We start from the raw sequence: 21,946 nt of genomic DNA, 5'->3' as shown, positions 1-21,946 counted from the left end.
ATAGAATATATGGATGCATTTATAAAAAAGCAAGATTTTAATTATATAAAAAGATGTTTATTAGACTTTAATAGTACTCTGAGGGGATGTGCAGATAAGAATATAGTAGAAGCTAATAAGTTATATATACAAAGCAAAATATATAACTTATTTAAAGACTTATCACAAGAACAAAAGTACCTGCTATCTATAGATAATATTACTGATACATTACAGATTGATCCATATATAAAAAGCTTAGACGAATATGTATATGGAATGGATAAAATTACTGAATCTCAAATAAGAAAGCTATTCAAAAAAGAAAAGAAGCTTAAAATTCCTTCTGAAGAAGTACTAAATTCAAAAAAAGTTTATTTAAGCTGGATTGACGAATCTATTAATAAAATGTATATAGCTTATAATTTAAAAGATAAATTAATTGGTATGACATGCAGGCTTGATTTCCATAAAAATAAAAGCGTTAATATTTGTTCACTTTGCAATAATATAGGTGACGAAAGTGAAGTTACCTTTGTTTCTTCAACTTGTAAAACCGGATCTGCCAAATATGGTAATTATAAATCTATTGGGTTTCATATTTGTTTAAACAATGAAAAATGTAATGAATCAATAACATCTTTAGATAAGCTTGAAAAACTTCTCAAAGAAGTCAATGATATAAGATAGTCTCTGGAAACATCCAGAGATTATCTTTTTACTAAATTATTTACCCAAGAGCTTATAAATATCATTTTCAGATATTTCATATTTATTATCATAATCATCAGAATCAATATTTACTGATAATTCGCATAAATCATCTGTATCTGCAACCCACTTTCCGTTTTTCTTTTCTAATTCAATATCCCCTGTTCTTTCTGTTGTCTGTATGTTTTTTGCAAGTTCAGAAAATTTATTATCATACTTTTTACTTATTTTATCTATATCAACCTTAGTTATTCTTAATTCTCCTGATTTAATATCCTTTACTACATCAGAGATTAGTGTATCAAATAGTTCTTTTAAATCTGGTCCATTCACAGTTACATTAACAACTGCTTTATCACCATTAATATTTTCACTATTAATATTATAAGTTATTTTCTTAAGTGAATCTTTCATCTTTTCACTTGATTTTGGTAAAAGTTCTTTAAGTCCTGAATTTCCTTTAATATTTATAGGCAAATTCTCACTAAGCATATCTTGTATTTTTTCACTATCTCCAGATTTTATAGAATCTAAAGATTGACTTACTACTTCTGTAGGTGTTCTCTCTTTAGCCTTATCAAATCCACACCCACTTATTCCTGATAGCAGCATAAATCCTAATGATATACATATTATTTTCTTTATTACCTTCATATTCTTTCCTCCTGCTTTGCAGTATTTTTTTGAATATAAGACTTCACTAACTTTGCTAATAGTATATATATTTTATTATCATTGTAATATGCTCATCATTAAATTAATTTATATATTATTTAATACATGTTTCACATTATCAGGATGAATATTAATAGTAAGCTTGATTATATTATCTGTATTACTTATCTTCCACTGTCCATCCTCTTTTTTCAATTTTATGTCCATAGTTCTTGTAGAAGTCTTCATATTATTATCTAAAAGATTAGAAATAATGTTATCGTATCGCTCTCCTATTGTTTCAATGTTTAGATTCATTATATCTATTACTCCAGATGATAGATCATTTTTTACGCATTTTACAAGCTGTCCCCATACATTATCTAATTCTGGTCCTGTTACTGTCACATTTACTATTGCTTCATCACCAGATATATTTTCTGAATTAATAGTATACGTAATATCTCCTAATGCCTTATCAATTTTTCTACTTGAATTTTGAAATATATCTTTTACACTTCTATCAGAATTAATATTAATCATTCCATGCCAGAACATATTCTTATATAAATCTCTGTTTCCATTTTTAATATTATCAATTTCCTCACTTACAACTACTGACGGTGCTTTTGCAGGCTGGCTCCCACATCCAATCATAAAATATATACATAACATACTCATAATAACAGAAATAAACCTTCTTACATATTTCATAGTTAATTTCCTCCTGTTTTAAATTAATTATTATCTCTTAACTAAAAACTATGAATATATCCTCAATTTATGATTATATTAAATTTATTTATTATTTTTGTATAATTTTTGTTAATTTACTTAATAATTTTAAGTAAATGTATCCTTCTTAATCAATTTTAGTTAAATCTGTTATAATCATATTATAGAAAAACTTTAAATACAGATGGAGGCTTTATCAATGGAAATATTATATTATAAAAATCCATATTTAAGAAATTTTACTGCGGAAATAACTGATGTACAGGAATGTGATGGTAAATTCCGTGTTACTTTAGATAAAACTGCATTTTTCCCAGGTGGTGGTGGTCAACACTGTGATATAGGTATGATTGGTGATTCAAAGGTTATAGAAGTAATTGAAGAACATGGAGCTATATATCACATAGTTGAAAAGAAGCCTATGAAAATACATAATGTTAAATGCAGTATTGATAAAGATTGGAGAAATGATGGAATGTGCCAACATTTAGGCCAACATGTATTATCTGGATGTTTCTTTGATTTATTCAATGCAAATACTTTTGCTATTCATTTAGGAGCAGATATAAGCACTGTAGATATTTTAGGAAATCTTACTGAAGAACAAGTAAGAGAAGCAGAAAGACTGGCTAATAAAGTTATAGGTGATGCTCTTCCGGTGAAATCTTATGTACCAACTAAAGCAGAACTTAAGAAGTTAAAAACAAGAAGAGCTCTTCCTAAAACTAATGAAGAAATAAGAATTGTTCAAATAGGTGATGATGAAGATATATTTGATATTAATGCATGCTGCGGTCTTCACCCTACATCTACTTTAGACCTAAGACTTATTAAAATTAAAAAGTATTACAAACATAAGGAAGGTACAAGAATAGAATTTTTAGCAGGTGCTCGTGCTGTTGAAGATTCATTAAAAACTGATCAATTCCAAACTTCTATATGTAACTACCTAAGCTGTAATGAAAATGAAGCTATAAATGGAATAAAAAATCTTAATGCAAGCCTTAAAGAAGCACATGAAACAAATAAGAGCTTAAATATAGCATTAGCTGAATATCAAGTAAAAGAACTTGTAAACAATGCTGAAACTGTTGGAGAATACAAAATTATTAAGAATATATTTGATGGTGAAAACGTAAAGTACGTAAGCAATTTAACACCTAAATTAGTAGAAACTCCAAATACAGTTGCACTTTTTGCAGTTAAGTCTGGTGATAAGGCTAACTTCATATTTGCATGTACAAAAGGAAGCAAGGACATTAAAGTTAATGATGTATTAAAGGATTCAATTTCTCTTATAGATGGAAAAGGTGGTGGAAGTCCATTTATGGCTCAAGGTGCAGGTAAAAATAATGCTAATCTTGAAGGCGCTATCGATTATGCATTTAATAAAGTTAAAGAAATGATTAGCTAATATTGTTATATAATATTATTTAATTATTTTGTAATAAAATAATTAAATAAACATTAATAAGCAGACATTACTTAATACAAATATAATAATATATCAGTATAATAAATACCTACTTATCAAAAAAGTGCAGAAAAAATATAATAACATTTTTCTGCACTTATATTCATTATATTAATATATTATTACCTTAAATATTATCATATAAACTTACATGTTATCAATATTGCAAATAGTTAGTTAATTTTTTCTTCAGATTATTTTTCTAAAAAGAATTCCAAGAGAATAGTATCTAAAAATATAGAACCTAAACCATCTATTTATATATAATATAATATAAATAATAATAATTATCTTAAGGACAATAATAATGTCTCATAAAATAAAAAAAGACTTAAAAAGAAAAAGAAATTCAAACCAATCAGATAATGATATAGGCAATAATTTTAATAATGATAATAATGAAAAAGAATCAGCTTACAATAACAATACTGCTACAATATCATGGGATAAGATTAGTGATGAAGATAAGCAATCCATATGCCTTTTAATTATACAGCTCAGGTCTATTGTTACTGATTTATGTGCCTATGCACTTATATGGCAAGCAACCATGAAAGGGATTCAATACATTTTAGAAAGATATGATAGTATAGAAGGAAATGAACATACTACTGATTTAGAACCAGATATACTCGTACTCAATGGATTATATATTGCCTTAATATCAAAACTAATGAACACATACGTTTCATTTACAAGATACAACATTGTTACAAATAAGTTAGCACAAGGAACATATAAATATTCTTCACTACCAAATTACTATATAAACGTTGCAAATATATTAAATCTGTTAGTTTCATATTATAGAATAGAAGCAACAAAAATACTAGTAGCAAGAGATACCTCTCAGCCAATCTATGGTGTCTAAAAACAAATATCCTCTTAATATTTATCAAGAAAAACAAGAAATTTAGTACATTATTTGAACGTTGCCACTTTTGACAACGTTCAAACAAAAAAAGAATAATATTAAATAAAATCAGATTAAATACCCCACATTAAAATACCATTTAATTAAAATTAATCATTTAAAATAACATTAATGAACATAATATTAAAGAAAGATTCATTATCCAATAAATTTATTTTAAAGAAACTTAATCATTTTATACTTGCTAAAAAGTGAGTACTTGTTACATTAAGAACAGCCAAATCCAAATATGCTTGGAATATATGATGATTCATTTATAAAAGAATATAAGGAATTCACAGATAAGATTCATGATTTAGGTGCAAAAATAATAATGCAGATTGTTTATGGTGGATTTATGACAGGTTTCAATACAGGTGAAAGAACTATATGGGGCCCTTCAACTATGCAGAATGAAGTCACAAAAGTATGGGCAAAGGAAATGACTAAAGATGAAATAAAATACTTGGTAAATGCCTTTGCAGAAGCAGCAAGAAGAGTTAAAGAATCAGGCTTTGATGGTATTGAAATACATACTGGGCATGGTTATATGCTTAGTCAGTTCTTATCACCATACTATAATAAAAGAACTGATGAATATGGCGGAACTATAGAAAACAGAGAAAGAATAATATTTGAAATCTTTCAGGCTATGAGAGAAAAAGTTGGCAAAGACTTCCCAATATTAATAAAGTTAAATTCAGCTGACTATATTAATGAAGGTGGATTAACTAAAGAAGACAGCCTATATGTAGCTAGAAAACTTGCAGAGTTAGGTATAGATGCTATTGAAGTAACTGGAGGAAATGGATCTATACCTGAAGTTATAAGCAATAATCTTGGACCATCACGTAATAAGGTTGTAATGTCAAAAGAAAACGAATCATACTTTAAAGACTATGCTTATGATCTTTTTAGGACTAATATAATTGTAAGTATTTTATATGATACAAATGATTCCATGAATATAAAGGTACTTGGATTAAATAATTCATTTAAAAGATGTGAAGATAAAATTTTCTCCAAAATCGATGAAAAAGCATATATAAAGTCAATTGATAACAGATATTTAAAAGAACATATCATAAAGCATAATAAAAAAGTTCCTCTAAAACTTAGAAAATCTCTACAATATGATTCAAGTTCCTATTATTTAAAAGACAATATTATATGCTCAAAAAAAATACTAAACTGTAGCATAAATTTGAAAAACTGGCTAAATAACTTTAAAGGGGTAGCCTCAAAATATTTAAACCACTATTGTAGTCTTTTTTCTCTTGGCTTCATAAATAAAAATTATGATTATATGCTCTTATTCTTTGAAACTTTATGCAATAACATTTTGCCAAATTATTATATTCAAACACGGGAATTAAAAAATTTTCATGACTTAGAGTTTAATCTTTAAATTATAATTTATTAGTGCAAATATGTTGTAATTATAAACTTTTAAGTACATAAATCTTTATCTTTACTTATATTTTAAATTTGCAGGTATCCTCCTACTAAATGCACAAAGTTCATAACAACTCAACAATCGATAACAACATTTTATTATAAAATAATATTATATATAAAAATATATACTATTAATCCCCCCATCTTTGTACTCAAAGAATTTACCATTTATGATTTTTCAAATACTTTTTACTTTTTTTAGCAAGTTCCCAATAATATAAAATTTGTCATAAATAAAAAACATCGTTGCCAAAAGTAGCAACGATATTAACAAAAAAATTATATATATAAATATTAAATATCTTTAAATTCCATAAAGCTCAATTCAATGCCCTTCTTGAACTTAAATTAATTTTTATAAAAATTGAAAAAGTCATCAATAAGGTCCTGAGGTCCAAAAGACATGATTACCACATCAAGGTCATCAATGCTGTTAACATACTCAGGTATATCTTTATCATAATATCTAGGATCCACAAGATATACATCAGAGCATACTGTAGACAAAAATGCAGCAAGTGGAACAGAAAATGAATCTTTTACAAACAATATTTTAGGTCCATCTGGATTATCCTTATTTGTAACATGAACTATACCTCTATTTCCAAATAGATAAGATGAATATTTATCACCTTCAAGAGAATAGATTCCCTTTGTAGTTCTAAATGGCGATACAGTTAAAAGTGCCTCTTCAAACCTTCCCTCAAGCTGCATTTCAGCACCCTTAGTTTCTGCATAATAAGAATAAGATGTTTTAAATTTCGGATATATAAGCGTAAAATCATCAAGCTGTCCATAAGATACTCCAGTCTTTCTTCCCATAGAACCTAAAAATGAATCCTTATATGTTATAAAATTATAATTTTCTTTATCCCTGTAATATCCTGTAGGATCTAAATTCATTCCATATCTGTTATTAAGTTCATTAACTACTTCTCCAAATTCCCAGAATACAGTTTCTGTCCTCCAGTGATGGTCAGTCTTGAAGAACAGTTCACTTTCTGGTATTCCGCTATGCTTAAGATTTTCCCTTGTATCAATTATATCTATATCCTTTTCCTTGAGTAGATCAAGAAAATTATCAGCAGTTTCATTTGCATAATTATAAGGTATACCTTGTGGCAGTTCACTGTATCCCCTTATATACTTATCAGGAGGCATAAGATACATGAACTTTGTATCTTTGTTCTTAAGTCCATCTTTAAATGCCTGTGTTCTTTCAGCAAGCTCATACACTGGATTTGCCTGAAATCCAAAGAAAGTATAATGCAAAAAGCCCTGTTTATCCTTAACAACCTCAAAATTTGCTTCCTCATTCTTGCCCATAAGCCTCTGCATAAATCCATAGCTTTCAATAAAGGCATACTTTCCTGCCACCTTATCATTAATTGTGTTCTCTATTCCCGAAATAATATTCTTTATAGAACTGCCCTGACCAGCACTAAGATTAAAGCTGTTCTTTATTTCTCCATATGAACCTATAAAATTCAATATTGAAAAAGTAAAAATGAAGACCACAAACATTAATGAAGTAATATATTTCTTACTAAAATATCTTTCCATGTTTCATTATCCTCGACTTCCCATACTTAAAAATTAAAATAGATAAATGGATTGTAAGTACCCTTTACCAGATAGCATATACATATTAAAAATGTTGATAATATTGCTACTGGATACAAACATTCAAACACCTTAAATCCTTCATACTTATCTACAACAAAATTATTTATCTTCCTTGAAATTGGAGTGCTAAATACAATTGCTGCAATTAGAAAGACTATATTTTCTTTAATAAACATATAGGTATAGTTACTGAAAAATGTGTTTCCGCTAAATCCGAACATGCATGAAATATACTTTCCAGCTTCAATAAGGTCAGAAGACCTGAAAAGAACCCATCCCATATTTATAAGAAAAAGTGCATAAATGTGCTTAAATACAGGCTTTATATTAGAATCCTCAAATGACAGCACCTTTTCCAAGGCTATGAATACAAAATTGAAGAATCCCCATATTATAAACGTCCACTCAGCACCATGCCATACTCCTGTAAGAACCAATACCACAAGAAGATTTCTTATTATTTTATCTTTATTGGCTACACGAGAGCCTCCAAGAGGGAAATATACATAATCCTTAAACCATGTACCAAGAGATATATGCCATCTTCTCCAGAATTCAGAAATAGATTTTGAAACATAAGGATAGTTGAAGTTTTCATCAAATTTAAATCCAAACATAAGTCCAAGCCCTATAGCCATATCAGAATAACCTGAAAAGTCAAAAAATATCTGAAGTGTATATGCTATAGATCCAAGCCAAGCAAGTGTAACAGGAATAGATACATTTGTATTCATTTCAAAAATTCTATCAACAATTACTGCCATGCTGTTTGAAATAAGCACCTTCTTAGCAAGTCCTATTATAAACCTGCATGTCCCTACAGAAAACTTAGTAAAAGATTCCTTCCTGTTCTTTATAGCATCTTCTATTGTTGTATATCTTACTATAGGCCCTGCAACAAGCTGTGGGAAAAATGATATATAAAGCCCCAGCGAAAATATATTTTTCTGTACACGTGCCTTATTTCTATATACATCTATAACATAAGACATAGCTTGAAAGGTGAAAAATGAAATACCTATAGGAAGTGCTATTAAAGGTACCTTAAGCTGAAAAGCTCCATTTGACATTTCATTTATATTACGCACCACAAATCCAAGATATTTAAATACAAATAATACTCCAAGATTTCCAGCACATGTTATTATAAGAATGATCTTAGCCATTCTATCATTATCTCTGCTTTTATCCACCATAAGCCCACATATATAATTAAATATAATAGAACCTATCATTATTAACACATATACAGGCTCTCCCCATGCGTAAAAGAAAAGACTTGATATAAGAAGTACTGCATTTTGTACTCTTCTTGAAAAAGAAGCAGCATAATACAATATCAAAACACATGGTAAAAAATAAAATAAAAATACTACACTTGAAAAAAGCATATTTCTCCCCCTAAATTATTTATCTATTAGTTAATATACTTAAAATATTTTCCTGCCATTTATCATTTTCTTCATCATAAATTCCAAATTCAGAACACAGCTCCCAGTATCCATATGCAAATTTATTCTTCATAGCCTGAACAGTAACTGCCTCCGTCCATTTTATCCTTGCCTCTTCTGGTGCTTTTTTATTAACCCCAAACTCCCCAAGGAAAATAGGCACATTATATTTTTCAGAATATTCTCTAGCTATTTTAAACCTGCTTTCAAGATACTCCCTTTCTTCCTTTGAACCATTCCAATCAATATTACTCATCTCCTCAAAGCCTGCATGATTAAGGCTTCCCTGAAAAGCTACTTCATTAGGCTCATAATAATGAAAAGAAACGATTATGTTATCATCATCAGGAATTACAAGATGATTAAGACTGTATACAGAACAATAATGATCAGGTCCTACAATTATCTTTCTCTTCTTGTTCTTCTTACGTATTGTAGAAACCCCTTCCTTTAAAAAATTATTCCACAAATCCCCTTCAATATTATCTTTAGGTTCATTTAAAAGCTCAAAAATAAGCTTGTCTGAATAATTCTTATATCTTTCTGATAACTGCTGCCATATCTTTAGATAGCATTCCTTATACTTCTTAGGCTCCTCCATGATTTCAACAAAATGATGAAAGTCAAGTATCACATATAAATCATTGCTCAATGCATAATCAATATATGAATCAACCTTATTCATAAATCCTTCATCCAGCTTATAATTCTTAGTATCTTTTGCATAATCAGAAAATCTCACAGGAAGCCTGACAGCATCAAAACCAGCATCCTTTATCTTATCAAAATACTCATACTGCATTTCTACATCCCACTTTATATCCTTTGGTGCATCAAGGGCATTGCCTATATTCATACAGGACTTAAAAGGCATTTCCTTTACTGCCTTGTTTGCAATAAGTTGCTTGTTTTCATCCTGTATATTGTCTGCACACCCACCTATAGATATGCATAGACATACAAGCAGAATCCCTGTTAAAAATCTTATTAAGAAGAGTTTCATCTTATTTCTCCCTTTCCTGCTTATTCCACATACAGTAAAATCCGACTATTCCTGTTAGTATAAGAATGCATAATACTCTAAAAGCTATAACCACGCTTTCCTTGCCAAAAAACTTAGCCCTTACAGCAGAAAGATTATTTATTTCACTCTCCTGAGGTATACTCTTTAATGTTCCATCCACTTCACTTGCACTTAATGTCCATGATTTAAAAAGCCGAACTCTAAATTCTTCTATTACTTCATCATTTATAGAAGCATATAACTTTACGGTTTTCTCCTCAGCATCACTTGTAACAGTAAGTCTTCCATTCTGGTCAATTGAAATTCCCTTTTCATCCTCATCCACAAAATATTCCACCTTAGTACCAGTGTCTGAAATATTACTTTTAGTCTTATTATCTACAAACTCATAATCACTTATGGACTGCCCAGCTGTAGGTATCTGTACTTCCGCATCTCCCTTTAAAGAATAACGAGAATTAAAATTTTTCTTCAAAGAACTGTTAGAATCAATAAAATTAAAATCTCCAAATATAATTTTCTTTTTATCATTTTCCTTGCTTGTAACGATTAGCCCCCAGGATTCAATATTGGAAATACTCTTATTGCTTAAAGAATTAAATGGAATATATACTATACCTTCGAACCCAGCTTCAATTTGAACTGTTCCATATTGAGGATGTAATCTTTTTAAATAAGAACTCCCTTCTTCTTTTATAAATATAGAATCTTCATCCTTTACAGTAAGTACTTTATTACTACCAACTTTTGCATTTATATTTATATTAGCCTGAGTACTACCTTCATTCTTCATATAAAAGCAAATCCCAGCATATTTGGACCAATTTGTATTTCCCAAACTATATAAATAGGCTGTATAATATCCCTCATCTAAATTTTCAGTATCAAAATTCAATTCATAATTAGAATTGTCCAGTCTTTTAAGGCTTATATTTCAACCATTATTACTTTGATTTAATCTAAAATCCTTCATTCTAGTCATATCATTATTTCTTGCATATGCCCATGTATCAGGCATAATTAAAACAAGCACTGTAATTACACACATTAGAACTATTTTTAAATATTTCATATATACCTCTTTACACATAATCCATTTCCAAAAATTCATCATTTGAAATATATGATTTTTTACTCTTATTTCTGTTCATACTGTCAAATTCATTTTCTCTTATCCATTGTTCTAAAATCTTTCTAAATTCATCACTATATTTGATATCATCCTTATTCTGTATTTCATATAGCTGAATTGATTTTATCTTAAGCTCCATTGGATTAAGCTTCATGAAGTTTAGATTTTTTACATATCTGCATTCTAGATTAATATCATTTCCTGCTTTTATTGTAAGATTATTAATATCCTTATGTCGTATATCTGTCTTTACAGCAATATAGTCATAATTAAAATTCACAATTTCAACAATACCGCACTCCAATGATTGAATTTTCTTATTAAGATCAATTCTTACAGACTTTCTTTTAAATGTAATAGGCTTAGCAGTTCTTCTTAAAATATTGATTCTTATATCATCAAAAATACTATTGTTCTTTTCTATGTTTTTAGGAAGAGATGGAACTCTGTCATAAACAACACCTAAAAGCTGTTTGAAATTATCCTCATCAATTTCATCAATTTTAAAAGAATACTTAAAGCTTCCCTTTATTTCGTTAACCTGAACTATTGAAGCCTTGAATTTTGTACTATATCTCTCAGTCTTAACACTTATGTCAATTCTTCTATCATAAGGTATATACTCAGGGGAATCAGAAATTACTGCTATTCCTCCTTCTGAAATATCATAAGTATCACATACAATTTCCTTATCTTCAAAGGATATTACAGCTTTTTCGTTTAATCTGAAACGTATATACTTTCTATTTACCTTTCTTCCAAGCATGAAGAATATTGACATTACAATATTGTACATATTTAAAACAAGCCAGAAAATCAAAACTATAAAAGTTGGAGTTCCGCTTTCAAAAGTCCATTTAATACATCTGCATATTCCGATTACAGACAATATAGCCAGGATAATATGTGGAACTGCCTTTTTATATTGATAATTTTTATCCTCAACAGCTCCCCCTTTTCTTGTAACTGCAAATTTAGACTGCGTTATACCAAAGCTTTCTAATAAAACCACTATTATAAGAGAAGGGAACATTATAGTTTCATATACATTAGTCCACTTTGTAGTCCTTATATTCTTTGAAACAAGCTTAAGACTTTTAGAACTGAATAAATACATTGGAAACCAGAAAATCAATATCTGCCACAAATTGCACCTGAAAACTGTAATATCAAAAACAGAAAACAATATTGGAGCCATTATATATATAAGACGTTTAAGACTGCCATACCAGTAAGAAATAGCTGAAATATAACTAAGCTTCTGAGAAAATTTCAATCCCTTTCTAAAAAGGATATTAAGTTTTCTTCCTGTCTGTATGCATCCCCTTGCCCATCTCTGCCTCTGCTTTACAAGTCCTTTAAGGTCCTCTGCTGAAAGTCCTACTGCATGAACTTCATCAATTGCATAACACTTATATCCATTACTCTGAATAAGCATTCCTGTAGCAAAATCCTCTGTGATTACCTTTGTATAGAATCCTCCGATTACTTCAAGGGCCTCTCTTGAAATAACAGTATTAGAACCACCATATATAACAGAGTTGCTCTTGTTTCTAGCTACCTGTATATCCCTATAAAAATAATCCTGTTCATTTGGAATTCTTCTTTCAGAAAATAGGTTATATTGAAATAAATCAGGATTATAAAAGCTTTGTGGTGTCTGAATAAATCCTATCTTATTCTCTCTCTTATAGCTTGCTTTCTTTCCTTTCTCCATTTCAATCTTCTTAGCATTTTCTAAATCCTCAACAAAATAGGGAACACAGGCTGTTAAAAAGTCATGCATAGGTATCATGTCAGCATCAAAAGTTACTACAAGGGGAGAACTTGTCTGACTTAATGCATTATTAAGGTTTCCAGCCTTGGCATGCTTATGTTCTGTACGCGTAATATAATTTACGTTTAATTTTTCAGCAAGTTCCCTCATTTCCTCTCTGTTTCCATCATCACATATATATATGTGGACCTTACTTTTATCTGGATAATCCATATTAATGCATCCATTTATAGTCTTATATAAAATTTCAACTGGCTCATTATACGTTGCAACAAACACATCAACATCTGGAAATAAATTTTCATCTACCTCAGGTCTTTCAGGATACTGAATATCAGACATGTTATAATAATGTACAGCTTCCTCTAACAACCCCACAAACTCAACCACTAAAAGATATATAGCAGCTGCCATAAAAATGAATCCATATCCAAATGGAAGTGTATAAAACATCCTCCAAATAATATAGACTATAGACGTTAATACTGTTCCTATAATAAGAATCTGGTTTCTAAACTTCTTTATCTTCACTGTTCTCATCTCCAACTCTTAAATTTCTCAATTTTGTATACTAATATTTTTAAATTCTGCTCTTTTGTATACCTCTCCTTATAAAATCTCCCCTCTTTCCCTTTCCATATTTTTAAAACTTAGATTTTATTTTTATACCACTAAATCATTAAAATAATTTGTAGAATTTACTTTTAAAATGTTTCACATGTTCTTTATTTCTCAATATTTCACAATAAACATTAACTTTAAAATACTTATTTTATATATTATGCATTATAATGCATAATATGGGAAAATTCAATCAAATAATATAATAAATAAATACTATTGCACTCTATAAAGATGATTTTCTTTTAATATTTTTTATAAGACATTATATAATATTCAATTTTGAAATTTTACACATAAAAATACCGTTACCAAAATTGGCAACGGCAAAACATAAGTATATTATTTTGTAGGTGCTGGCATTTCATCTATAAACACCTTAAATAAACTATAAGGCTTTTCTCTCATATCTTGTCCATAATGATATCTAGCCTGTCTATGGAGCTGATTAACTATAACATACAAATATTTATCGCATCCTATAGTAAATGTATCTGGCCACAACAAATAATCACTATGGAGAATTGTCTCCATTTCTCCTTCTGGTGATATTTTTCTTATGCTATTATTTTCATAATCTCCTACATATATATTTCCATTTGAGTCTGTAATCATTCCATCTGATGCACCCTTTTCTCCTAAACATCTGACATACGAACACAAATTAGAATCTGGAATTGATTCATCTCTTAAAAGCTCAGTTTCTATTGAATACAAATAACGGCTTGCAAGTGGGCAGTAATATAATATTTTCCCATTCTCTGATATTGCAATTCCATCTGACCCTAATGTAATTGGTGAAACCTGGCCATCTTCATTTCTATTACAAAATATTTTTCCTTCAACCTTTGGAACAAAATATATGTTAGAACTCTGCCTATTTATTATTTAGCTATTCTTAAACTGGAATAACATATTTTCTTTTGATTAACGCTCTTCTACAAATATCAGAGCTTATCTACTCTACAAAATGTCAAGCTATTTTTTCATAGCAACCTAACAAAATCATTTATAGTTAACAACATTTATTTAAAACAGAGCTATATACTATAATTCAGCTAATATTTGACTAATTTTTCTTACCCATAATATAAAAAGATATTAATTTTACCTATATTCAGCAAGATAAATAATACTTTTCAGTTCATCAACTGTAAAATTTCCTGCTCTACTTAATATTCTTACTGCAAAATGTTCCTTATCATTTTGTAATAAAAATCCCAAAGCTTTTAATTCTTTTTGTCTCTTTGCGCTTACAGCCATTTCTTTTCCTCCAGTAATACGTTTTTAGAAATTTTTGTGAAATACCACACTTCTATATTCATCAAAAATAATCCATTTTTTCAATAACTTTGTTTTATTTTTTCAGACTTTTAACTTTACTTTCAGTTTTTTTTGATAAATCTGTAGTTACTTTTATTACTATTCACACTGAAATTTACACTAACAATCCATCAATTTTAACAAATTGCTTTGAACTTATAATCTTATGGTTTTACTCTTATTTAGAAATAATTATTAATTTTTGTGTAACAAAAAAAGTGCCGATTTACCGACACTTTTTTATTCAAAATTATATTAGCCGCATAAAAATATTATTTCCAATATTCTTATTGACTTTTATAATTCTATATTATATTTTTTTAATCATTAACTATTACTTCAACTTTATATCCATCTGGATCTGTTACAAAGTAATATCTTGGTGGTTCACCTGGAAGTCCTTTAAGGTCTGTAACTTCGTAGCCCATTTCCTTATGTTTTTCTCTTAATGCAACAATATCATCTGCTCCAACAGCAATATGACTGAATCCATTTCCTAATTCATATGGTTTTTCAGGATCATAATTGTAAGTAAGTTCTATTTCATAGCCACCCATTTCAGGACTTAAATAAACTAAAGTAAACTTATTTTCTGGAAAATCCTTTCTACTTGTTTCAACTAATCCTAACGCTTCTTTATAAAATTTTAATGATTTTTCTAAATCCATTACTCTAATACATGTATGTAACATTCTAACTGCCATATAAACAGCACCTCCATAATATCATTCTTTAGTATTATATAAAATGTTACCATAAATTATCCAATAAATAAACATTTTATATTACTAAATTTCATTATACTAGTATAATACTTCTTTATGTAAACTTTTCTTATATTAATGTTTTGGCAAATTCCATATTATCAAAGCCGTTTTCTTTGATATATGCTAACATATCCATTCTATAATTACTATTATGCTCTAAAGTTTTTGCAAATACTTGAATAAATTTAATTATTTCTTCTGAAGATTTTAATTTAGCACCTGAATTTATTCCTGCCAAATAAAATCTAATAATTGAATATCTAAGTAAGAGCATAATATATCCATCAAACATATAATCACTTTCTAAAAATGGGAATAAGTTATTATATATAAAATTCACCATGTAATTTTCAAATATATAACTGTACTTTTTTAGTCCAAATATCCCTTACTATTTTACTTCAAAATTAAATCCTTTTTTAACTATATTTTCTTTTATAAATTTTAATGTTTTCTCTTCACCATCTTGTGCAAGCATTTCTAATAAAAACTCAAGAAGCTTTCGTGACTCAGGATACATTACATAATATTCTTTTCTTGCATCATAATATTCCAATGCACTTTTATCAGTATATTTATCTTTCAAATAATTTTTCGAGGCACTCATTCTATCTATAAACATTTCAACAACATATCTTACTGGCATTTTCATTCCTTGAAGTCCTTGTGTTGGATCTGAACCATAATCTATCCAGTATTCAAAGTGATGCTTATTTCTTCCCTTATGATGAAGCCATGCAGTAGATAATCCTTCAGCTTTCTTTTGAGCATTATTAGGACTCATATATCCTTTATAATATTTTATTCCTGCTCCAAATTCTACTGGCATATACTTAGACAAATCATGCAACAATCCTTGTTTATACATTCCAACTTTAAAACATGTAAACATAACGAGTTTCTTATGATTATTAATTGTCCTTAAATGTCCTATAAAATTTTTTACCATTTTACGTATCTCCAATTCTCAAATAATTATTGTATATTATACATTATAAGTGCTATTCATTATATTTAAAATATCTATAAAATCCTCTTTATATATAAAAATTAGTTATTTATTTTTTATACAATATTTATTTAAGGCAAAAAAATAGATTATCTTATAACATAGATAACCATTTTGTTTTCTTGTTACAAGATAATCCTATTCTATTATTTTTAAATTTAAGCTAAATACTTCTTTTCTAATCTATCAAGCATTGCTAAATACTTAACCTTTTGATCTTTATTCTTTTCTTCATATGATTTACATTCATGCTCTATAACATCAAAAACATCTTTGCTTAATTCCCTTTGAGCAAACTTGTAAATAACCTTATCTTCCTTATCTATATGTCTTTCTAATAAATTGCAGTAAGAAATGGCATTGGCTATAACATCAAGTTTAGCGTCATTATCTCCTTCTTTCACCTTTTCTAAAGCTATCTTTAAATCTTGAATATATAATCTTCCCCAATCATGTTCAACAAGCATACCATGTTTAACTATCTTTTCACCTACAGGTCCGAGATTTTCTAACATTTTAGAGAAAAGATGTACTTCTTCTTTATTGTGATGATGTTTATCTGCATAATTTGTAATAAAATCTACTATCTCATTTAAATCATCAAAATTTATTTCCTTACCATCTAAAATATCTTTACAACATGCTCTAACTACTTTAAGCATACGTTTTATGTTCTTATGTTCTTCATTCATTATTTCAATTGCATTCATTATTAATTTCTCCTTTGTTCATAAATATATATTTAAATTCACACGATTTTTATTCTTATTAACTTTTTATGAATTTATTATAATATCAATTAAATTATAAAGATGTAACACCTGTTACCATAGCAAAAAATAGTCTGTTACATTTTACTTTAATTCATGTAACAGACTATTTATATTGTTTATGCCATTTTTAATTTAGTAGAATACCCATACTCATCTTTATATTTAATCAATGCAGCAACCGATAAAATTAATGAAAATAATTCTGCAAATACAGCTACAAGCCATACTCCATCAACTTCTAAGAAGTATGGGAGTATTATTATTCCTATAATAAAGAATATAAATGTTCTAAATAGTGATAATAATCCCGATACTCTTCCGTTAGAAAATGCCGTAAACATACCACATGTGAATATATTAAACCCACATAATAAAAAGCTTACAGAAAACAAATCAAAACCATGTATAGTCATATTATAAACTGTAGTACCTTTTCCACAGAATAAAGCTGTAAGTGGAACTTTAACCATAAAGGCAATTATAAACGAAATAATAGAAAAAGTTCCTATTATTATAAAACTATATTTTATAAGCTTTTGTATTTGTTCTTTATTTTCTGCTCCATAATTATAACCTATTCTTGGTGCTGCTCCTGAAGTAAATCCAATATATGCAGCGCTTAATAAGAATTGAATATAAAGAATTACTGTAATAGCTGCAACTCCATCTTCACCTAAATATTTTAACATTGCTATATTATATAAGTATGTAGTAACAGCTGTAGCAAGCTGAGTAACCATTTCTGATGAACCATTTATACATGAATCTATTAAAGCTTTAATATTCATAATTGGCTTTGTAATATATAATGTTCTTTTTTTATTCATAAAGAATACTAATCCAATAAGTGCTGGAATTGCATAACCAATTATAGTTCCATATCCTGCTCCAGCTACACCCATATCAAATATTACTATAAATACATAATCTAAAATAATGTTCAGTATGCCTCCAAAAACAGAAATAGCTAATCCAAATCCTGCTTTCCCTACTGTTACATAAAAATAATCAAAGAACAGCTTAACCATCATAAATGGAGCATATATTAAAAATATCATCAAATAATCTTTACAATAATCATAAATACTATCTGTTGATCCCAATAACATTATTATAGGTTTAATAAAAATTATAGATATTACTCCAATTATAATTCCAGTAATTATTGTAACTATAAATATTAAAGAAAAAATTTCTCTGGCCTTCTGCTCCTTCTTTTCTCCCATTAATCTTGATACTATAGCATTTCCACCTGTTGCAAACATAACGCTTATTCCAATAAGCAGACTTATTAATGGATATACTATATTCACTGCTGATAATGCATTTGAACCTACAAATCTAGATACAAACATACCATCTACAATTGAATACACTGCAAAAAATACCATCATTGTAGCAGTTGGCAAAGTGCTCTTGAATAATGACAACAATGTTACCTTCTCATTTAACTTATTCATAATAACCTCACTATTTTGTTGAATTTTTTTGTGACTTATATATAATAAGGTATACTATAATAGGGTTGTCAAGTACTTTAAAATCATTATTTATATTTATTATCAATTATTTATTTCCTCACTCTATATACATCTATAAACTGTAATTTCTACTCCACTAGGCACACCTTCAGCATAAGCCACAAATATATCTGTATTAAGCCAAGAATATTTTTCAGAATTAGTCATAAACTTAGGAGTACACATAAAATAATTCTTATTATCTTTATTATAACTTACTCCATTGTTTTCAATAAATACTCTATCACCATTATCAAGTTCAACCATGTATCGTGCAGATAATCTATTTACTCTATCTGAATCAATTGTCTGACAATCAATACCTCCTGGTAAAATCTTTCCGTTTAAATATGGTCCAGTTAATGTACCTGAAAAACCTATCATAGCTTTACTCATACCATTGTTGCAGTCAAATGATTGTATAGGGTCTTCTATTTTTACATTTATTGTAGTTATTTCTTCTAAACCTATTTTAGGCTCTTTTATTTTTTTAACCCCTTCCTTATTATTCAAAATTCTTCCTCCTAACTTTTATCCTAGTTTTAATTTAATATTATTTTATAAATCTAAAATATCCAAAATCAAAATTACATCCTGGAAGAAATACAAAGGTTAATTTTTGAATTCCTTTTATTCTTTTTAATCTAAATATTTTCTCTTCATAATTTTCATTATGTGTAAATTCAATAAGCTGTTTAATACGATTTCCATTCTTATCTTCAAAAAGTATATTTATACTATCTGCTATAATTATATTTTTATCTGATTTTAAACATATCTTACATGCATCCTTAAATGATTTTTTAATATCTTCACATAATATATTTCCTTTTTCATCATATGCAACTGCCTTAATTTTTCCTTCTTCATAAGGTACTTTAAAACATGGTACTAGAATTTCTCCATGTTTATGATTGATGCGATTAACCCCAACACATCTATCATTTATAAACAATTCAACTAAAGGTGCATTTAAACATATTCTAACGTCAACAATCTGCCCCCCAGCTTGTTGAACTATTTCCTAAAGCTGAACATTGCTCATCATCATATGCAAGGATAGGTTTTTCTGTTGTAATAATTTGTGAGACTCTTGCTATAACTTCATCATTTTTAATAACTTTATGTTTAAGAACACCATTATTTATCATATTTAACCTCGTGTTAACATTTACATAAAAGCTATCTTTATATTTCTTTGTTACAACATAAATTCCATTAGTATCAATATAATTTTTTTCTCTTATTTTTAAATATACATTTCTATATATCCCAGCTCCAGAATACCATCTGCTATTTGGGCTTTCATGGATTACCTTTAGAATTATTTCATTTTCCCTACTCTTAATGCTTTAGTAATGTCATGTTCAAATGAAGAATATCCATACTTCCATTCCCCTATATATTCATTATTTACATATAAAGATGAATTCATATATACTCCATCAAACCACAATAATATTCTCTTATCTTTAGCTTTATCATTTAATATAAATTTTTTCTTATACCAACCAATACTATTTTCATATAAATTCGAAACATTATAAATAAGCCAATCATGTGGTATGTCTATACGCTCAAATTTTAGATTACTACAATCAATTACATCTAGACTGCTTTTGGCAAATACCCAACCATCATTAAAAAGTATTCTTTTATTCACCTTAATTCTCCTCCACTTACTCATTACCACTTTTGATTTTATGATTATGTAGATATTTATAAATTCATTGTATCATAATACATTCCATTTTTATACAGCACATATTTTATTTATTATATAAATATCCTCAAAATACTTTTAATAATATAACTGAACAAAAATATTATTAACTAAAACTTTACGTTTTAATATTATTGTAATAATTTTTTATCTTGTTATAATATAAATAAAGAAAGAGGTGTATTCATGAGAACACTTAAGTATGCCATTTTAGGATTATTAAATATTGAACCTATGACTGGATATGATTTAGGTAAAAAATTCAATTATCAACTTGCAGAATTCTGGAGTGCAAAACATAGTCAAATTTATCCTGAATTAAAAAAGCTAGTTGATGAAGAATTAATAATTTTCAATATTGAAATAACAGGAGATGTTCTTGAAAAAAAGGTTTATTCTATCACAGACAAAGGTAGAGAGTGTTTTATCAAATGGTTAAGTAAAGATGAGCCAATGGAACCTACTCCAAAAAATATTTTTAGATTAAGAATGTATTTTTCAAACAACTTAAATTTAGAAACTAGATTAGAGTTATTAGAACATCAGTTAGATCAACATAATCAAAGACTTGAATTTCTATACTCTAAACAAGAAAAGTATGAAACAGTCCCTAATGTTAACAGTCCTGATTTTGGTGATTTTATAGTTTTAGATGGGGCAATTATAAGAGAAAAAGCAACTATTGAGTGGTTAAACAATTGTATTAAATATTCTGAAGGCAATAATATATACTATAAAAAATCATAATATTTAATGTCATAATAAACTAGTACATAAAAAGGGCAAAGATAAACTTTTTATCAAAGTATCTTTGTCCTTTTAATTTTCTACTTAACACTATTTACTATATTAAGCTTTCCATATTAACAATTATTCTTTCCTAAAAGAAAAATTAATCCATTAGCAATTGTTTCTCCCCAATACCAATAATCATGTCCGCTCTTAAATAATTCAAATTTCACATCATAACCCATATTAATCAAATCATTTTTAAATTGTATATTAGTATCTATCATTGATACTTTAGGCTCTACCTTACCAATATTTATATAGAACTTCAAAGGAAGGTGATTTGCTTTTTCAAATTCACTAGTCATCCAAAGTTTATCCTTTTCCTCTTCGGAACATTTATAATCATCTCGCTTATACCAATATGAGCCTGATTGAGATAATACATTTCCAAAAATATCAGAATGTCTGTAAGCGTAAAAGATTTTACGCCTAGCGGAAGCAGGCTCCCCTTGCTAGAATTTTAGTATAGTAATTTTAATAAGGG

24 protein-coding genes and 1 pseudogene are annotated in these 21,946 nt (G+C 28.0%); 5 read left to right on the top strand and 20 right to left on the bottom strand.

Features of this window, described 5'->3' with window-relative positions; translation table 11 throughout:
- The first annotated feature begins 9 nt into the window (after window positions 1-9).
- The gene (locus tag HF850_RS00125; protein ID WP_169103454.1) at window positions 10-669 is read left to right on the top strand and encodes an FBP domain-containing protein; all 660 of its coding nucleotides are present in this window, start codon (window positions 10-12) and stop codon (window positions 667-669) included.
- 36 nt (window positions 670-705) lie between these two features.
- Here the strand turns inward: HF850_RS00125 and HF850_RS00120 are convergent, their stop codons facing one another.
- Together HF850_RS00120 and HF850_RS00115 are read right to left on the bottom strand one after the other, a co-directional pair.
- Entirely contained in the window at window positions 706-1,344 is a 639-nt protein-coding gene (locus HF850_RS00120) for a DUF4878 domain-containing protein (protein ID WP_169103453.1), read from the bottom strand.
- Window positions 1,345-1,452: 108 nt separating this feature from the next.
- The gene (locus HF850_RS00115) at window positions 1,453-2,058 is read right to left on the bottom strand and encodes a DUF5105 domain-containing protein (RefSeq protein WP_169103452.1); all 606 of its coding nucleotides are present in this window, start codon (window positions 2,056-2,058) and stop codon (window positions 1,453-1,455) included.
- Window positions 2,059-2,278: 220 nt separating this feature from the next.
- Between HF850_RS00115 and HF850_RS00110 the strand changes: the two genes are divergently transcribed.
- The 3 genes from HF850_RS00110 (at window position 2,279) to HF850_RS15510 (ending at window position 5,874) form a co-directional block, all read left to right on the top strand.
- A complete protein-coding gene (locus HF850_RS00110; RefSeq protein ID WP_169103451.1) occupies window positions 2,279-3,493 on the top strand; it encodes a DHHA1 domain-containing protein in 1,215 nt (404 codons plus the stop codon).
- Window positions 3,494-3,860: 367 nt separating this feature from the next.
- The gene (locus tag HF850_RS00105) at window positions 3,861-4,424 is read left to right on the top strand and encodes a hypothetical protein (RefSeq protein WP_169103450.1); all 564 of its coding nucleotides are present in this window, start codon (window positions 3,861-3,863) and stop codon (window positions 4,422-4,424) included.
- A 292-nt stretch (window positions 4,425-4,716) separates the two neighbouring features.
- Entirely contained in the window at window positions 4,717-5,874 is a 1,158-nt protein-coding gene (locus tag HF850_RS15510; RefSeq protein WP_243159352.1) for an NADH:flavin oxidoreductase, read from the top strand.
- A 398-nt stretch (window positions 5,875-6,272) separates the two neighbouring features.
- Here the strand turns inward: HF850_RS15510 and HF850_RS00095 are convergent, their stop codons facing one another.
- The 17 genes and pseudogenes from HF850_RS00095 to HF850_RS00015 all read right to left on the bottom strand — a co-directional run bounded on the left by HF850_RS00095 (window position 6,273) and on the right by HF850_RS00015 (window position 20,610).
- Window positions 6,273-7,487 carry a hypothetical protein gene (locus HF850_RS00095; protein WP_169103449.1) on the bottom strand — a complete coding sequence of 405 codons (1,215 nt, stop codon included), beginning with the start codon at window positions 7,485-7,487 and terminating at the stop codon, window positions 6,273-6,275.
- Between the two features lie 26 nt (window positions 7,488-7,513).
- Window positions 7,514-8,941, bottom strand: a complete 1,428-nt coding sequence (locus HF850_RS00090; RefSeq protein ID WP_169103448.1) for an MBOAT family protein — start codon at window positions 8,939-8,941, stop codon at window positions 7,514-7,516.
- A gap of 19 nt (window positions 8,942-8,960) precedes the next feature.
- On the bottom strand, window positions 8,961-10,004 hold the full coding sequence (locus HF850_RS00085; RefSeq protein ID WP_169103447.1) for a glycoside hydrolase family 5 protein: 1,044 nt from the start codon (window positions 10,002-10,004) through the stop codon (window positions 8,961-8,963).
- A 1-nt stretch (window position 10,005) separates the two neighbouring features.
- Window positions 10,006-10,818, bottom strand: a complete 813-nt coding sequence (locus HF850_RS00080; RefSeq protein WP_169103446.1) for a hypothetical protein — start codon at window positions 10,816-10,818, stop codon at window positions 10,006-10,008.
- A gap of 141 nt (window positions 10,819-10,959) precedes the next feature.
- Window positions 10,960-11,097 carry a hypothetical protein gene (locus HF850_RS00075; protein ID WP_169103445.1) on the bottom strand — a complete coding sequence of 46 codons (138 nt, stop codon included), beginning with the start codon at window positions 11,095-11,097 and terminating at the stop codon, window positions 10,960-10,962.
- Window positions 11,098-11,107: 10 nt separating this feature from the next.
- Complete coding sequence (locus tag HF850_RS00070) at window positions 11,108-13,465, bottom strand: glycosyltransferase (protein WP_169103444.1); 2,358 nt, start codon at window positions 13,463-13,465, stop codon at window positions 11,108-11,110.
- A 432-nt stretch (window positions 13,466-13,897) separates the two neighbouring features.
- Window positions 13,898-14,329, bottom strand: a complete 432-nt coding sequence (locus tag HF850_RS00065; protein ID WP_347564364.1) for an L-dopachrome tautomerase-related protein — start codon at window positions 14,327-14,329, stop codon at window positions 13,898-13,900.
- A gap of 342 nt (window positions 14,330-14,671) precedes the next feature.
- Window positions 14,672-14,818, bottom strand: a pseudogene (locus HF850_RS00060) ((4Fe-4S)-binding protein); the annotation flags it as partial.
- A 380-nt stretch (window positions 14,819-15,198) separates the two neighbouring features.
- Complete coding sequence (locus HF850_RS00055; protein WP_169103443.1) at window positions 15,199-15,582, bottom strand: VOC family protein; 384 nt, start codon at window positions 15,580-15,582, stop codon at window positions 15,199-15,201.
- Window positions 15,583-15,712: 130 nt separating this feature from the next.
- Entirely contained in the window at window positions 15,713-15,988 is a 276-nt protein-coding gene (locus tag HF850_RS00050) for a hypothetical protein (protein ID WP_169103442.1), read from the bottom strand.
- Window positions 15,989-16,036: 48 nt separating this feature from the next.
- Window positions 16,037-16,594, bottom strand: coding sequence for a DUF5662 family protein (locus tag HF850_RS00045; protein ID WP_169103441.1), 558 nt, complete (start codon window positions 16,592-16,594; stop codon window positions 16,037-16,039).
- Between the two features lie 218 nt (window positions 16,595-16,812).
- Entirely contained in the window at window positions 16,813-17,364 is a 552-nt protein-coding gene (locus tag HF850_RS00040) for a hemerythrin domain-containing protein (RefSeq protein ID WP_169103440.1), read from the bottom strand.
- Window positions 17,365-17,543: 179 nt separating this feature from the next.
- Window positions 17,544-18,887, bottom strand: a complete 1,344-nt coding sequence (locus tag HF850_RS00035; protein WP_243159351.1) for an MATE family efflux transporter — start codon at window positions 18,885-18,887, stop codon at window positions 17,544-17,546.
- Between the two features lie 123 nt (window positions 18,888-19,010).
- A complete protein-coding gene (locus HF850_RS00030; RefSeq protein ID WP_169103439.1) occupies window positions 19,011-19,460 on the bottom strand; it encodes a DUF3237 family protein in 450 nt (149 codons plus the stop codon).
- Between the two features lie 40 nt (window positions 19,461-19,500).
- Window positions 19,501-19,902 (bottom strand): DUF4982 domain-containing protein, encoded by a 402-nt coding sequence (locus HF850_RS00025; protein WP_243159350.1) that lies wholly within the window; start codon window positions 19,900-19,902, stop codon window positions 19,501-19,503.
- A 34-nt stretch (window positions 19,903-19,936) separates the two neighbouring features.
- Entirely contained in the window at window positions 19,937-20,098 is a 162-nt protein-coding gene (locus tag HF850_RS00020; RefSeq protein WP_169103438.1) for a hypothetical protein, read from the bottom strand.
- A gap of 173 nt (window positions 20,099-20,271) precedes the next feature.
- Window positions 20,272-20,610, bottom strand: coding sequence for a sugar-binding domain-containing protein (locus HF850_RS00015; protein WP_169103437.1), 339 nt, complete (start codon window positions 20,608-20,610; stop codon window positions 20,272-20,274).
- A gap of 246 nt (window positions 20,611-20,856) precedes the next feature.
- On the opposite strand from HF850_RS00015, the gene HF850_RS00010 reads away from it, so the two are divergent.
- Window positions 20,857-21,417 (top strand): PadR family transcriptional regulator, encoded by a 561-nt coding sequence (locus HF850_RS00010; protein ID WP_169103436.1) that lies wholly within the window; start codon window positions 20,857-20,859, stop codon window positions 21,415-21,417.
- Window positions 21,418-21,533: 116 nt separating this feature from the next.
- Here HF850_RS00010 and HF850_RS00005 read toward each other — a convergent pair whose 3' ends face one another.
- Window positions 21,534-21,884: an alpha/beta hydrolase-fold protein gene (locus HF850_RS00005; protein WP_347564363.1), complete on the bottom strand. Its 351-nt coding sequence runs from the start codon at window positions 21,882-21,884 to the stop codon at window positions 21,534-21,536.
- Window positions 21,885-21,946 lie beyond the last annotated feature (62 nt).

This window comes from Clostridium sp. SM-530-WT-3G (genome assembly GCF_012843905.1).
Taxonomy (GTDB): Bacteria; Bacillota; Clostridia; order Clostridiales; family Clostridiaceae; genus Clostridium.
This window is presented reverse-complemented; position numbering and strand designations above follow the sequence as displayed.

Coding starts and splice junctions, on each gene's coding strand:
- HF850_RS00125 (WP_169103454.1), top strand. CDS start 10: ATGGATGCATTTATAAAAAAGCAAGATTTTAATTATATAAAAAGATGT.
- HF850_RS00120 (WP_169103453.1), bottom strand. CDS start 1,344: ATGAAGGTAATAAAGAAAATAATATGTATATCATTAGGATTTATGCTG.
- HF850_RS00115 (WP_169103452.1), bottom strand. CDS start 2,058: ATGAAATATGTAAGAAGGTTTATTTCTGTTATTATGAGTATGTTATGT.
- HF850_RS00110 (WP_169103451.1), top strand. CDS start 2,279: ATGGAAATATTATATTATAAAAATCCATATTTAAGAAATTTTACTGCG.
- HF850_RS00105 (WP_169103450.1), top strand. CDS start 3,861: ATGTCTCATAAAATAAAAAAAGACTTAAAAAGAAAAAGAAATTCAAAC.
- HF850_RS15510 (WP_243159352.1), top strand. CDS start 4,717: ATGCTTGGAATATATGATGATTCATTTATAAAAGAATATAAGGAATTC.
- HF850_RS00095 (WP_169103449.1), bottom strand. CDS start 7,487: ATGGAAAGATATTTTAGTAAGAAATATATTACTTCATTAATGTTTGTG.
- HF850_RS00090 (WP_169103448.1), bottom strand. CDS start 8,941: ATGCTTTTTTCAAGTGTAGTATTTTTATTTTATTTTTTACCATGTGTT.
- HF850_RS00085 (WP_169103447.1), bottom strand. CDS start 10,004: ATGAAACTCTTCTTAATAAGATTTTTAACAGGGATTCTGCTTGTATGT.
- HF850_RS00080 (WP_169103446.1), bottom strand. CDS start 10,818: ATGAAGAATGAAGGTAGTACTCAGGCTAATATAAATATAAATGCAAAA.
- HF850_RS00075 (WP_169103445.1), bottom strand. CDS start 11,097: ATGAAATATTTAAAAATAGTTCTAATGTGTGTAATTACAGTGCTTGTT.
- HF850_RS00055 (WP_169103443.1), bottom strand. CDS start 15,582: ATGGCAGTTAGAATGTTACATACATGTATTAGAGTAATGGATTTAGAA.
- HF850_RS00050 (WP_169103442.1), bottom strand. CDS start 15,988: ATGGTGAATTTTATATATAATAACTTATTCCCATTTTTAGAAAGTGAT.
- HF850_RS00045 (WP_169103441.1), bottom strand. CDS start 16,594: ATGGTAAAAAATTTTATAGGACATTTAAGGACAATTAATAATCATAAG.
- HF850_RS00040 (WP_169103440.1), bottom strand. CDS start 17,364: ATGAATGCAATTGAAATAATGAATGAAGAACATAAGAACATAAAACGT.
- HF850_RS00035 (WP_243159351.1), bottom strand. CDS start 18,887: ATGAATAAGTTAAATGAGAAGGTAACATTGTTGTCATTATTCAAGAGC.
- HF850_RS00020 (WP_169103438.1), bottom strand. CDS start 20,098: ATGATAAATAATGGTGTTCTTAAACATAAAGTTATTAAAAATGATGAA.
- HF850_RS00010 (WP_169103436.1), top strand. CDS start 20,857: ATGAGAACACTTAAGTATGCCATTTTAGGATTATTAAATATTGAACCT.